Source organism: Pseudoalteromonas luteoviolacea NCIMB 1944 (assembly GCF_001625565.1).
GTDB classification, from domain to species: Bacteria; Pseudomonadota; Gammaproteobacteria; order Enterobacterales; family Alteromonadaceae; genus Pseudoalteromonas; species Pseudoalteromonas luteoviolacea_F.
Genome location: NZ_AUXS01000075.1, coordinates 95994 through 109343 on the forward strand (window position 1 = coordinate 95994; position 13350 = coordinate 109343).

General features: G+C 43.8%; 21 protein-coding genes. All 21 read left to right on the forward strand.

Annotation, left to right across the window (positions count from 1 at the left end):
* The first annotated feature begins 406 nt into the window (after positions 1 to 406).
* The 21 genes from N483_RS23020 (at position 407) to N483_RS23120 (ending at position 13342) form a co-directional block, all read left to right on the forward strand.
* Positions 407 to 682 (forward strand): helix-turn-helix domain-containing protein, encoded by a 276-nt coding sequence (locus N483_RS23020; RefSeq protein WP_023397107.1) that lies wholly within the window; start codon positions 407 to 409, stop codon positions 680 to 682.
* Entirely contained in the window at positions 657 to 1016 is a 360-nt protein-coding gene (locus tag N483_RS23025; RefSeq protein ID WP_023397106.1) for a hypothetical protein, read from the forward strand. Before N483_RS23020 ends, N483_RS23025 begins: the two co-directional genes overlap by 26 nt.
* A 15-nt stretch (positions 1017 to 1031) precedes the next feature.
* On the forward strand, positions 1032 to 1451 hold the full coding sequence (locus N483_RS23030) for a glycoside hydrolase family protein (RefSeq protein ID WP_023397105.1): 420 nt from the start codon (positions 1032 to 1034) through the stop codon (positions 1449 to 1451).
* Positions 1448 to 1846 (forward strand): 3TM-type holin, encoded by a 399-nt coding sequence (locus N483_RS23035; protein WP_023397104.1) that lies wholly within the window; start codon positions 1448 to 1450, stop codon positions 1844 to 1846. Before N483_RS23030 ends, N483_RS23035 begins: the two co-directional genes overlap by 4 nt.
* Positions 1843 to 2091 carry a hypothetical protein gene (locus N483_RS23040; protein WP_023397103.1) on the forward strand — a complete coding sequence of 83 codons (249 nt, stop codon included), beginning with the start codon at positions 1843 to 1845 and terminating at the stop codon, positions 2089 to 2091. The genes N483_RS23035 and N483_RS23040 overlap by 4 nt, the downstream gene beginning before the upstream one ends.
* Positions 2092 to 2209: 118 nt before the next feature.
* Positions 2210 to 3046 (forward strand): baseplate assembly protein, encoded by an 837-nt coding sequence (locus N483_RS23045; protein ID WP_023397102.1) that lies wholly within the window; start codon positions 2210 to 2212, stop codon positions 3044 to 3046.
* 2 nt (positions 3047 to 3048) lie between these two features.
* Complete coding sequence (locus tag N483_RS23050) at positions 3049 to 4059, forward strand: phage tail protein I (RefSeq protein WP_023397101.1); 1011 nt, start codon at positions 3049 to 3051, stop codon at positions 4057 to 4059.
* A 25-nt stretch (positions 4060 to 4084) separates the two neighbouring features.
* Positions 4085 to 4639 (forward strand): phage tail protein, encoded by a 555-nt coding sequence (locus tag N483_RS23055; protein ID WP_023397100.1) that lies wholly within the window; start codon positions 4085 to 4087, stop codon positions 4637 to 4639.
* A gap of 9 nt (positions 4640 to 4648) precedes the next feature.
* Positions 4649 to 4918, forward strand: coding sequence for a hypothetical protein (locus N483_RS23060; protein WP_023397099.1), 270 nt, complete (start codon positions 4649 to 4651; stop codon positions 4916 to 4918).
* Positions 4919 to 4981: 63 nt separating this feature from the next.
* Positions 4982 to 5764: a hypothetical protein gene (locus tag N483_RS23065; protein ID WP_023397098.1), complete on the forward strand. Its 783-nt coding sequence runs from the start codon at positions 4982 to 4984 to the stop codon at positions 5762 to 5764.
* Between the two features lie 17 nt (positions 5765 to 5781).
* Complete coding sequence (locus N483_RS23070; RefSeq protein ID WP_023397097.1) at positions 5782 to 6243, forward strand: hypothetical protein; 462 nt, start codon at positions 5782 to 5784, stop codon at positions 6241 to 6243.
* Positions 6244 to 6358: 115 nt separating this feature from the next.
* Positions 6359 to 6973, forward strand: a complete 615-nt coding sequence (locus N483_RS23075) for a hypothetical protein (RefSeq protein ID WP_023397096.1) — start codon at positions 6359 to 6361, stop codon at positions 6971 to 6973.
* A 12-nt stretch (positions 6974 to 6985) separates the two neighbouring features.
* Positions 6986 to 7369: a hypothetical protein gene (locus N483_RS23080; protein WP_023397095.1), complete on the forward strand. Its 384-nt coding sequence runs from the start codon at positions 6986 to 6988 to the stop codon at positions 7367 to 7369.
* A gap of 81 nt (positions 7370 to 7450) precedes the next feature.
* On the forward strand, positions 7451 to 8347 hold the full coding sequence (locus N483_RS23085; protein WP_023397094.1) for a hypothetical protein: 897 nt from the start codon (positions 7451 to 7453) through the stop codon (positions 8345 to 8347).
* A 2-nt stretch (positions 8348 to 8349) separates the two neighbouring features.
* A complete protein-coding gene (locus N483_RS23090; RefSeq protein WP_023397093.1) occupies positions 8350 to 8652 on the forward strand; it encodes a hypothetical protein in 303 nt (100 codons plus the stop codon).
* A gap of 73 nt (positions 8653 to 8725) precedes the next feature.
* Positions 8726 to 9757, forward strand: a complete 1032-nt coding sequence (locus tag N483_RS23095; RefSeq protein WP_023397092.1) for a baseplate assembly protein — start codon at positions 8726 to 8728, stop codon at positions 9755 to 9757.
* Positions 9750 to 10640 carry a phage tail protein I gene (locus N483_RS23100; RefSeq protein WP_023397091.1) on the forward strand — a complete coding sequence of 297 codons (891 nt, stop codon included), beginning with the start codon at positions 9750 to 9752 and terminating at the stop codon, positions 10638 to 10640. The genes N483_RS23095 and N483_RS23100 overlap by 8 nt, the downstream gene beginning before the upstream one ends.
* A gap of 14 nt (positions 10641 to 10654) precedes the next feature.
* Positions 10655 to 11209 (forward strand): phage tail protein, encoded by a 555-nt coding sequence (locus tag N483_RS23105; protein WP_023397090.1) that lies wholly within the window; start codon positions 10655 to 10657, stop codon positions 11207 to 11209.
* 4 nt (positions 11210 to 11213) lie between these two features.
* Positions 11214 to 12134, forward strand: coding sequence for a hypothetical protein (locus N483_RS23110; RefSeq protein WP_023397089.1), 921 nt, complete (start codon positions 11214 to 11216; stop codon positions 12132 to 12134).
* Between the two features lie 55 nt (positions 12135 to 12189).
* Positions 12190 to 12978 (forward strand): hypothetical protein, encoded by a 789-nt coding sequence (locus N483_RS23115; protein ID WP_023397088.1) that lies wholly within the window; start codon positions 12190 to 12192, stop codon positions 12976 to 12978.
* A 7-nt stretch (positions 12979 to 12985) separates the two neighbouring features.
* Positions 12986 to 13342 (forward strand): hypothetical protein, encoded by a 357-nt coding sequence (locus N483_RS23120; RefSeq protein WP_023397087.1) that lies wholly within the window; start codon positions 12986 to 12988, stop codon positions 13340 to 13342.
* Positions 13343 to 13350: the final 8 nt, after the last annotated feature.

The window sequence follows — 13350 nt, forward strand, 5'->3', positions numbered from 1 at the left end:
GCTCAAAAGAGCTTAATTTTACTTGTTTACATTTGAAAATAAAATGAAACAAAAACGGTGGGCCAATAAATGGAAAACGAGTGTGTTTTTTTTAAGTCTTTATTGTTAGGGCATTTTTGACCTGTTTCAATTCCTAAAAAAAGGTATTATTTACCTATGCTCAGCAAAGCTATGAAGAAAAGCCGTTAACTTCTATGTTGCTCAGAGCACCTCAATAATTGTTCATAATTATATATGGGCACAAACGCCTCCTTGTAAGGAAGCCGATAAATACAGACTGATTAGCAAACCCTGCAAAACGAGCAGTCTCTATAAACCTCACAGCTTTTGGCTCTGATAATTCACCATTTGCTGAACACATTTCACATCACCAAGAAGCTTAACTGACCAATCGGTAAGGATCGCAATGACACAGTCAAGTTACTCATCAAACAGAATTTTTAAAAATAAGCGAACTCCGCTGGGCGCGGAGATCCTCCGTTTTGCTAGACGCATGCGCGGCTTCACTCAAGCTGAGTCTGCAGCCAATTATGGGATTGAAGAGCGCACACTCAGGCGCTGGGAAAATAAAGAGTACAGTCCGAAATGGAATGATGTGATTGGTCTAGTAGAAGATGTTTATTCACTCGATATATTAGAAGTAATAGGAAAGCTCAATGATTGCGACACAAATAACCATTAAACAAATTCGCACAGCCTTAAGACGTTGGGGTAAATATTGGCGTCAGCGAGAGCTGGGTAAAGGCTTTAGCCGCCAAGCCGTCACCGAGCAAACTGGGGGCGGACGTACCAATTACTTCTCCAGCGACATGATGAATGTACCGGAAGAAATTGAATTACTGGGGCAGTTGATCAGTAAACTGCGGCCAGAATGTATCCGAGCAATACGTGCAAAGTATTTGCTGGATGTTGAACTGAGCCAGGCTGCAAAAATGCTTGGCTTTGATACAAAGCGCTCGGCAGAGTTTTGGCTAACCAAGGCTGAAAGAACGCTCATGCTGGAGTTGAGCTACTAAATAGTAGGAAATCATATGTCGATCATGAATACGGTTGAGCAAATCAAGAAACATGAGGGCTATCGACGCTTTCCGTATTACTGTACGGGAGGAAAACTGACGATAGGTTATGGCAGAAATTTAGACAATAAAGGAGTGGATAAAGATGAGGCGGAGTATTTACTCGCGCAAGATATTCAAAATGCACTGGCAGGTGTAAAGCGTCGTATTGACGTTTCGCATTGCAATGAAGCGAGGATCGCAGTGCTGACAAATATGGCCTTAAATATTGGCTTACAAGGGTTGATGGGATTCAAAAAAATGCTTGCTCATGTGCAACAAGGAGAGTTTGAAGATGCCGCGGTAGAAATGCTTGATAGCCGCTGGGCAAATCAAGTACCTACTCGAGCGCAAGAATTAGCACAGCAGATGTTGAGCGGGGAGTGGCAATCATGAACTGGTTAACCAATTTGTTTTCGGGCAGTGTAAAGGAACCATTGCAAGTGGTTGGTGAGATTATAGACGACCTGTACACCAGTGAAGAGGAGTTGCTTGAGCAGCATGTCATTAAGGCTAGGTTGCTCAATAAGCAAAGTGAAATACAGGCGCAAATTAACTCAGTTCAGGCAAGTCACCGCAGTCGTTTTGTCGCTGGTGCAAGGCCATTTTTAATGTGGGTATGTGGGCTTGGGTTTTTATTTGCTTTTGTGATCAATCCAATTTTGCAATGGCTATTTCCAGAGCATGGTGTGCCAGTGTTGCCACTCGAGGTGATGCTTGAGCTTACTTTGGGCATGTTAGGTCTGGCTGGGCTCAGAACCATTGAAAAGTTGAAAGGAGTAACAAAGTGAGACAACCTGAAAACTGGCAAATGAAAAAGGAATTGAGTTTGGCCCACATTCTTACGACGATTGCCTTGGTTGTATCAAGTATCTTATACCTAAGTGACTTAGATAAAAGAATTACTTCTAATTCCCAAGAGCTAGCGCACTTGAAACAGATCCGAAAGGAAGATCAAAAACGGATCGAAAAGCGCCTCGACTCTATCGACAAAAAGCTCGATGCCTTGTTGAGTGCAAATCGTAATAACCCCTAGTGCCTATACAGGCCACTGTTTAAAAATCCATTCTTTGTAATTAATCACTTAAATCATGTGCACAAGCTATGAGATTGCATGTGCGTTCGTGTGCAAACGTATTATCAGGAGACGAATTGTGAGTACAGCCATCGAATTAGCTAAACTGCCACCACCTCAGGTTATTGAAGCGCTTAGTTATGATGAGATTTATAAGCAAATGGAGCAAGCGTTGCTCGAAAAGTTGCCGGATCATGCTTTGTTGGCCTCTGATCCAGCAATCAAATTAATTGAGGTTGCCTCTTATCGAGAGCTTTTACTTCGTCAAAGGATCAATGATGCTGCTAAATCCGTGATGTTGGCATTTTCTCAAGGTGATGACTTGGATCACCTCGGTGCTTTGTTTGGTGTAGGGAGAGATGCGGACGAAGCCGACGAGCGATACCGACAGCGCATTCCTTTGTCACTAGAAAGCTACAGTATGGCGGGAACCAGAGGTGCATATGAATATCATACCTTATCAGCCAATGATCAGGTGAAAGACGTTTATGTTGACTCTGAGCAACCTGGGTATGTGAACATCTACGCTTTGATAAATACAATGACAGAAACGCAGGCCAATGCCATAAAAGCAGATATTGATGCGCGTTTAAATGATGAAGATATTCGACCCATTACAGATAAAGTGGTGACGCAGTGGGTAATGCCAACAAAAGCCGCGCTCAGTGCTCAAATATACCTAAATATAGGTGCGAACAAGCAGCAAGTTGAACTTACAATACTACAAGCGCTCGATGCATTTATGGCGATGAATTGTAAACTGGGCATGGAAATTCCACATTCAGGGATCATTGATTCGCTTCATCAGCCGGGTGTGAGAAAAGTTAAATTGCTCACCCCAACAGAGGACTTGCAGCCGTCGGTAAACCAAGCGTACAACCTAGACATTAACTTGCAATTTCCTGACGAGGCCTAAATATGAGCGATAAATCACTACTGCCTCGCAATAGCACAGATTTAGAATATCAATTAGAACAACATTTATCACATACCAGAGAGCAGTTCGACACACGTACCGTGATCCCTGATTATATTGGCTCTCAATGGGACCCCATGACTTGCCCAGAGGCGCTTTTACCCTGGTTGGCTTGGGCACTATCAGTCGATGAATGGAAAGAAGATTGGCCTGTTGAAACAAAGCGTGCAATGATTGTTAATTCAGTTAGTGTGCACAAACACAAAGGCACAGTGGGGGCGGTAAAGCGCGCACTTGAGTCGCTTGGACTAGAGATTGAATTCTTTGAGTGGTTCGAAGATATTGATGATGTATATCTTGCTCCTCATCACAGCGGAGAGCCACACACTTTTATTTTTATCGCATGGGCAAATGACGTGCCCTATACCAGTCGCACGGTGGTTTTAGACCAAAAGTTATATGATGCGATTAACCGTGTGACCAATCAAACTAAGCCCCAAAGGGCGCATTTTGACTTTTTAGTTGGTATGAAAATGTCGTCGCAAATAGCCGCAGCTAGCAGTAGCCACGGCTTTGCGTCGAGTCGACTTTATGCCAAAGTTATGCCGCACACAAAAACGCGTGCGGGTAGCAATACACTTTCACTCGCTGGTGCTATTTCTGGGCATCGCACAGCCTCTTCTCGCTATTATGCTGCATCTTCTTCTGAGCGTAAGATCACCTCAACTGCTCAACCCGGATGTGCCCTTGTTATTAGAAAGCAGGTACCTTTAGTCAGTCGCCAGCGCGTGAATACCTCTAATGAGCGAAAACTCAAAGCGAGCACTAGGCTTGGTTTTGGCGCATCGCTTTCGACAGGCTCAGGTCAAGTTGTTAGAACTTATATTCGCAGTGACCAAACCATGCCTTCGCGCTTTATTGAATTTAGCTGCCGCGCAGCGGGAGCCATGACAAAAAGTGCAAAGCAAACGACAGTTTGTCGTTTGTATTTCAATGCAGTGTCTGCATCTTAAATATTGATAAACAAGGAGTGCAATAGTGAGCACGATTTTACAACCGGTGATCACGTCAGCGGGGCTGGCTGCTGTGTTCAGAGCACAGCAAAAAGGCTTTAAGGCGAAAATTACTAAAATAGGTATAGGCTCAGGTGTACATCAAGTGGATGAAAACACGACAAGCCTAAAAGCGGAGCAATATCGATTAGATATTGACTGTGCTGAGTATGATGAAGCACAAAAGCAGCTGCATCTGACGGTACGAGATGACTCTAAAGTGGCGGGTGATGGCTTCTTTGTAAATGAAGTTGGCTTTTACACGGAAGAAGAAGTTAACGGCCAAATTCGCCATGTTTTATTTGCAGTTTACTCAGCTGCGGATCCGATAGCGTACAAGTCTAACGATATAGATTTACTTCTGGCGTTTGATCTGACCCTAACAGGCGTGCCTGGCGATGCTATTACCATTATTGATAAGGGCGTAGACTTTAATATCTTAATCGCCCCTGAGCTTGCCAAAATGGCTCGTTCACAGATCATGAATATGTATCGTCATTTAAAACAAAAGTTTGCATTAATTGACAAAGGTATTTTGTAAGGAAATTTCATGAAAAAAGTAGATAACCAGCGTGCACAAACTTTAGCTGAAGAAGCGCTTAAGCTGATGCAAGAAGCCAAAGTTTTACAACAGCAAGCACAGTGTCAGGCGGCTCGTATTTTAGGCTATCAACAGCAAAGCGACGGACTGGCATTTAAGTATTTAGCCGCGCAGGCAGAGCATGGCGAACACAGTCAACAAGCATTTGACGCAAAACAAGCTTGGCTTCATGCCAGAAAGTCTGTTCAGGCTCGTTATCCAAAACTTCATGGAAAATAATTTGAAACAGATTTTTTAAAAAGCCCGCTTTGAGCGGGCTTTTTGCATTTATGGAGAGATTCAATGTCTTTAGAACAAGATATCACTCGCGTTGTTGAAGCCACCGAAGGTTTAACGGCAACGGTTGATAATCAAATCACGGAAATAAAGCAAACACTGAGCTCAACGGTTGCCAGTACCAAAACGCAAGTGGATGCGCATTTAGCAAGAGCAGATGCTTTGCTAAATTCGTATGAAGAGCGTCAGTCGCACTTCCGAATTACTAAAAACCAAGCGCTTAAAGCAAATGCTGCTGGAACTTTCCCGCTTCATTGGCATGGTGGTTACGTGACAAAAGCGACTTTACTGGAAAAAGTAGAGACGGGCGTAGAGCCAGAACAACGCAGTGCACTTGCAAGAGAGTTTTTACAGGCAATTGGTTCAGATCGTAAATATTTTGCGCAAAGCTTCAATATTTGGGAGCTTGAGTACGCCCCAAATCGTGGTGGAGATCGTATTGGCGAGTATGCATACCTAATGTATCAGTACTTGAGATTGCCAACTGAAATGACAGTTGGCGCGATAGTGAAACATATAAGTGGCGTTGTGCCGGACGCACATTGGTGTGGTGGTTTAAAAGCAGGTGAAGCGGCTAAAGTATGCGGAACAACGTATGCTCATGGCGGCAGAAACTTTTACACCCACTGTCACCCGTATGTGCGTGGCGCCAACTTACCGCCAGAGGCCAAAGGAGTGATCCAAGTTGCATTGCCAGCCGTGGTAACAGGTCATGTGCCACTAGATCGTGCATGGGGACAATTTGCTTATCTGGGTGATGCTGCTGAGCATGCCTACGATACGGTTTAAAACTAGGAGAGATTGAAATGGCAAAACTATTTGTAGATGGCCAATTGGCTGAGCAGTTTTTCGATGCCAGTATGCCACAACATGCGATTGCACAGCTAGTAGCGGATAACTTCGGTGAACAGAGTACATTTTCTGTTGAGTTGACGGTAGAAGAGGCTTTGCAACAAAGTCGTGAAATTGTTCGCTCAGCACTTGAGGAACAAGTAGCGGATTCTGAATCACTGCTTGGTACAACATCGGACACAGTGCATCTACTACTCAATGAGCTGAGTGGTTTCGTAAATAAATTAAGTGCAGCGCAAACACTTGCTGAAATGCGCGCATCTACTGTGTCATTAAAAACAGCGATTGGTGATGTAGAAACAAAAGTAACCAATGGCGAACTAAGTTTTCCTTATCAAACCAAAGGTCAAAACGACGTAATGGCTGACATTATCGCCCGTGCAAACGGCGTCGATGCTGTCATCAAGGCGCAGTAAGCGCAGTATCAATCGGGTATTGAGCACACCGGATTGATTTTAAATATTCATTTTTGAAACTAAATGCAAAGCCCACCACTTGGTGGGCTTTTTTATTTTAATTTGGAGGTAAATTATGTCTTTAGAGCAGGACATTGCAAATGTAGTCAGTGCAGCAGAGCAGCTAACTGGTATCGTGGATACAAAAATTGAAGATATTAACAGTACGGTTAATAACAAAGTAACTGAGATGAATACTCGAGTTGCGCAAAAAGAATCTGAATTAGATAGTACCGTAGCTCACCATGTGGGTAGGATTGACGCAGCTTTGGATAATTTGGGTATTATCGGTAATGGTGGAGTAGGAACAAGAGCTATTGGCGTTGCTAATTATTTTACGCCGGGTAATGGTCCTGCCACGATTCATTTTAAGCTTCCTCTCAACGTTAAACAGCATAATGAAATGTTTCACATTCGAGTGATTGGTCATGCTTACCACCAAGCTGAAGCGGTAGATGCAACATTTGTAGGATATAGCTTTCCTGATGTGCAAGGGGTTTACCTTCCGCAGGCAACCGGCACACATTTGCCAACCATTTATGTTGGTACTGATGACCATATTTATTGTCGCCTAACCTTTACAAAGTGCCACTTTCTTACTTTGAGTGTCGATACAATGAGAGTGGGAAATGGTCGCCTATTGAAACACGGCGATATCGAAATTATTAATGACCCACAGCAGCAGATATAAGGAGCAATAAAAATGGAAAATAATATCAAACTTGGTTCTGCTGAAGAGCAACAAATAGCGCAACAGAAAAATGCAAAAATGACACTAAGAAACGAGATCAACTATTACGTGGCGGACACTGATTCTCTAGTCGGAACGGCTAGTGACTTAGCTCATTTGTTACTGACGGAACTCAGTGGCTTTGTCAACAAGCTTAGCGAGGCTAATTCTTTGGCTGAAATGCGTGCATCTACCGAATCTTTAAAAAATGCTATAGGCGCGGTTGAGAATAAAGTTGCATCAGCTGAAGTGGTGTTCCCTTACCAAGCTAAGCTACCTTTGTCTGTTATCGATGAAGTAGTCCAGCGAGCCAATGGTGTGAGCCAACTAATAAATAAACAAAATAATCAGAGTTAGTTTTCTCATTAACCAAAACTACATTATCAATCAGCCCACCAACTCGGTGGGTTTTTTTATTTCTAAACGGAGGTTAAAACTATGTCTTTAGAGCAAGACATTACCCGCGTTGTTGAAGCAGCAGAGAAGCTCAGCGATGTGGTTGATACTAAAATTGAAGATATTGACAATCGGGTTGCGCAAAAGGCGCAGGAGATTGATCAAAAAAATGCGGCAGTGGAAAGCCGTTTAACAGCTAAGGAACAGGCGGTTGATGCGAAAATCCGCGATTTTCAAAAATCCTTACCGCTGGCACCAAATACATTGCTTGACTCTAAATATTTCAATTCTATTTGTGAAGCTAACAATACACCAACGGATGTTTTGGTTGCACATAAAGCACCTTGGACGGCATTTTTGCATGATGGCACAGAAGGTACTGGCACGGTCACTCGCGTAAGTTTGGACAAACTAGACGAATATGGTTTGACACCAAATGAAGATTTTCAGAACCGAGGCATTGGTTACAAAAACCATGGCGGAGAAGCTTTTTATGGTTCTAATTACCGTGTTTTACTCTTTGATATTGACATTACCAAAGGACGCAATAGTGACGTAAATAATGGCAGCTTATTTGTCTTATCTCAGGGCTGTGATACCCATTTTGGTTGGGGGCGAGGTGAGTTTATAACTCAAGCGAGTTGCTGGATCAATGTGCTTGAATGCTCAGATACAATCAAGTTCTATCCATCGTCAAATCGTTCAGCTCCCATTGAATGCAATAAGTCTGATTTAGGAAAAGGTTGGCAATACAAGCATGCGATCAGATCGGGCTGGGGTGGTTGCCATCAACCTTTATTTAGTGGCTTGGGTAAAATAAAAGTAGCAATGTGCTTGCCGTATGTTGGTACTGGTAATCACGGCGACAATATGGTTTGGGCCGACAGTGTTGGCTTCCCATACACTCACACTGACAGAGCTGCAAGCACAGGAGCATAAACATGGCAATTTTAAAGCAAATTTCCACAGGACGCATTGTAGCTGGTGGCCTGACTACGCAAGAAAGCGCGCAAAAAATAGCTAAAAGTGCAGGTGTGGCTGAAGGAGATTATCAGCTTATTTTTTCTGAAAAAGAGATTTTGGCTTTTCGCCGAGATGGGTATGCGCAAACATGCGATCACTTATTTATCGATTACATGGCTAACCTTACTGAGCTAGGTGACGCGGCACAAGCAACCATTGATGCTAAGCAAGCATGGTTGGATGCAAGGGCTGTAATTAAGGCCAACTATCCAAAATCTTAAATTGTTTTCCAGTTCTTAGCACCTGCTGTGATCAACGCCGGTGCTTTTCTTAAATCTACTGAAGAGCTTAGGTATGTCATTGACAAACTTTAGCGCCATTGATCTCAGCCGTTTGCCGGCGCCAAACCTCATTGAACCACTAAGCTTTGACAAGATTAGGGCTGAGATTTTAGATGATTTTCAAACTCGCTTTCCCGATGCTGAGCTGAGCCTTGTAAGCGATCCCGTAGTAAAACTCATAGAGTCATTTGCTTATCGCGAGTTGTTGCTGCGCCAGCGCATCAATGATAGCGCAAGTGCGGTGCTGCTGGCACATGCCACCAGCAGTGAACTTGACTATTTAGGTAATCGTTTTGGTGTGGAGCGAGCGTTGTTGGTACCAGCTGACAATGACCAAGTACCTCCTCGTGAAGCTGTATACGAGCAGGATGAGCGTTATCGCGAGCGTATTGCATTGGCTTTGGAAGGTTTCAGTACAGCAGGGCCTGCCGGTGCCTACGCTTTTCATGCACTTAAAGGGTCGCAGCATGTTAAAGATGTACATGTTGATGCGCCGCAATTTGCCTACGTGGATTTACCTGCACAAGTACAAAATCTGTTGCCACCGAGCGCACGACTTCTGGTCTGTACAGATGATGCTGGGTTGACACCAGATGTACTATCTGGCGCTCAGCCTCCAGAACCTGTACCTGGTGACGTTGTTGTAACCCTGCTTACAGATCAAGGCAATGGCCATGCTACGCCACAGGTCATTGAGCAAGTGCAATCCCAACTGAATAAAGAGAATGTGCGTCCGTTGACAGATAGAGTACATGTTAAGTCGGCAGACATTGTTGAGTTTGAACTTGATGCCGTGATACATATTTATCCAGGTATGGATGGGGCTGCGTTAGTAGATGAAGCAAGGGACAGCTTAAACGCATGGCTCAATGAACACCATAAACTTGGTCATGATATATCGCTTTCGGGCCTGTTTGCGGTACTTCATCGTGAAGGGGTTCAGCGCGTAGAACTTAGTGCACCACAGTGGGATATTGTTGTACAGGCACATCAAGCCGCATTCTGTACTCGGGCTTCGATTCAACTAGGGGATGAGTATGTCTAACTTTACCCTGCAAGGGAATACAACAGAGCTAGAGTTGGCCTTGGAGCATTGCAGTGACCGAGTGCTGCAGATCCCCGTCAAAATTGATCATTTATGGGATCCGTGGAGATGCCCTGCGACGTTTTTGCCCTGGCTTGCTGATGCATTGAGTGTCGATGTGTGGGATAGCGGTTGGCCCGAGCACGTAAAGCGTAAAGTCATTGCCGACAGTGTGCCAAGACATAGATATAAAGGCACAGCAAGTGCCGTTAACAATGCGCTGAAAGTACTCAGTGCGAAGGTGGAGCTACAAGAGTGGTGGCAATATGGTGGTGTGCCACATTGTGCAAAGCTATTGGCAATAGCAAGCGAAAACCTTGATAGCAATGGGAACACTTTCCTGAGCCCGAAATTACAGGGACAAATGTGGCAGTCTGTGGTTGCGACTAAGCCGATGCGAACGCAAATTGATTTTACAATTGGCGTTAACTTGAAAAACGACATGCACGTATTTGGTGGTGCTCAGAGCCCATCACTGCACGTTGCCTTGCACCGCGATGACCCGATATTTAATTTTTCCACTGTGGCTTTAAACACAGTGGCTTCTGCACATTCAAGCAATATGCAGACGATCACACTGGGTGACGATCCCAGCTTGGATTTTGAACTAGCCAATATTCAAATGTTCGCAGCCAGTGTATCGAGTCAACTGGGGGCTGGGAGTTTTCAAGATAATCCAAAGGTCAATTTTGCCACATTCTCGATGGTATCGTCTGCTGCGAACACTGCTAATCTGGCCTGCTCTCAAATGAGAGATGCGCCTAAGTTTCTTTACGCATCAAGCAACTCTGTATCAAGCGGTGCCCATACCGTTTCAATTCAAAATATCACGCTTAACTTTTAATCTAAGGTACAAATATGAATGTATATACACCTGTTGTGACCCAACAGGGGATAAATGCTGCGGTCAGCGCCCTTGAGCAAGGGGTCAAAATTCAAATTGGTCATATTGCTGTGGGGGACTCAGGCTATACACCTGATAGAAATCAGACTGCATTGAAGAGTCAAAAAAATACGGCGCCAGTATCCGGTGCCGAAGTTGTTGGCAATGGCCAGTTTCATGTTACGGCAACATTTACTGATGACAAACAGTATGCGGTAAAAGAGGTCGGTTTTTATCTCAACGATCATGCAGATGAAAGTCAACGCACTTTATTTGCAGTGTGGTCACACCCTGAAAATGTGCTTTTTTATCAGACGCCCATTGCAAAGATTGTGCAGGGCTTTGATCTGCTTTTAACTGCGGTACCGCCTGAAAGTCTGGATTTCAACGTGACGGGTGATTTGAGTTTGTATTATGCCGACGAATTTGCAGCGCTCACTATCGCACAGACAAAAGCAATCAGTGCGCAAATTCAATCAAATTTAAGACAAATTCATTTCAATGACCGCCTTTTAAAGTTAGAGGGGTAGTTTGATGTCAAGTTTATCAAAAAGCGTTGCGGAACTGGCCAATAGCAATGCCAGCTTAAGTTTAAAGTGCAATGAGCTAACCGATGATGTGAATCAGCTTTTACTTACATTGGATAGTAAAGTAGACACTGCGTTTTCTAAAGTGAGTACAGAAATAAAAAGCACCCTTGAGCAGACTATTTATGTCAATGCAGATCCATCTATAGGGAGTGATAGCAATGATGGGACTAGCTCGCAAACACCTTTAAAGACGATGAAAGCAGCAGTTGCAAAACTAGTACCGGGCAGTTTTGCTCGAATAAAACTTGCTGCGAACAATGTAGAGCACCTATCGGCGACTGTAGAGGTACCTGATTGTTCGGTTATCTTTTCTACCTATACACAAGATGATTGGCAGTCCATTGGTTTAAAAATGCATTTTACCGGCGCAATTGCATTTAATACGCGAGGCGATAATGCATCTATCTCCCTAGAGCTATTTGGTGAGTTTCAAAAAACCATCTTGATGAGTGGTAATCGTTTGTTCGAAAATTTGGGTAAGGCAACTTATTCATTATCTAGTGACAGTGCGAGCTTTCCCGTGGTGGTATTTTATCGCAATACCACAGGGCAGTTTTTCCCTTATTTTGTTGCGGCAAACTATGCCAAATATAGCAAGGTAGGCATGCTGTCGATGAGCAATGTAACTTTCGCATCTCGGATTGTAAATATTGCTGACGAAGTCGTTTATGAACCTATGCCCCATATCCGCTTGGATACACCTCCAGTGGGCGGTGCCGTACTTGCAGTATTTAATAACGTTGATATGCACTGTGAGCAATTGTCTAACCCTGGCGTTGAACTAGCTGCTGGCAGTTATCTAATTTCAAAGGCGGCGGGGCTGAACCATATTGCACCGCCCGTAACTGCAAGTGCTGAAGCCTAACACTTTACTTTTCTAATTCCGTCTTTTTTCAAAAACTATATTGAGGACAATATTTATGTCTACACAAGCTAAAACGCTTGAGCAGTTGATAACAGAGCTACATACGACGAATGGTGATCTGATCACTGCTAATAATGACTTAACAAATACCGTTTTAAACAAAACGGGTGAAATTGATGCCGCAGTGGCAAAAGCGCAAGCAGATGTCAGCACTGCAATTACTGCTGGTGATAACCGTATCAGTCAAGCAATTTTAGACTTGGCACAAAGTCACGCAGATATGCGTATTAACTATTATGACCGCAAGTTACATTCCAAAACGAGCCTAATTGAGGGCAGCGGCTTAACGGCTGACCCGAATGATGAAACCCGTTCGAATTGGATTTTAGTGCCACAGGGAGGATCTTGGACCGGCTATCATACCTATCCAGCAGCGAAAGCCATGACCAAGTTGCACACGGTCGCTGGATACTCCTACTCTCCAGGTTATTCAGAGTCACCTGTGCAATATACAACTGATTGGAGTCGTACTTACATGCAGTTTATATTGACAAATCATAGTGCGACGAGCGAGCAGATTAATGACAATATTGCATCTCAAGGCGTTGACGTAAATCGCTCTTTAACTGGCGGTTGGTGGAACGGTTCTATTGTAAAAGATATTCCATGTATGAGTATCTCAGGTTTGCACCCTTATAGCTGTTTGTTTGTCAGATTAGTTAATGTGGTTTCTGATGGCGTGACTGAGCCTGAAGGCTTACAACCTCAAAACATTTTACAATTTGGGGGCAATTGTAACTTCTCAATTGACCGTGCTGTTAATTACCCAAGAATTCCAGAATAGGTGAGATATGTCTGATATAAATCCTCTTGATTATATAGATACTAACTTAACACATGCTAAAGCTGAGCAACGTACACGCATTCACTATGCGGTTGCAGACGCTGACTCTTTAATTGGCACAACTTCTGACACCACGCATGTGTTGCTCATTGAGTTTGCTAAATTGACAAAGGCGATAGCGGCAGCGGCAACACTTGACGAAGTGAAATCAGCGGCTCAGCAGTCTGCGACTATGTTTGCCCCATTGTTAGATAAACAAGCGACTAATCAACTGACTTTTCCCTATCAACACAAAGGTGTAAATAACGTATTAGGTGAAATCGAAGCGCGCGCGCAAGGCGTAGCAGATATTATCAAAGCGTAACAACACTA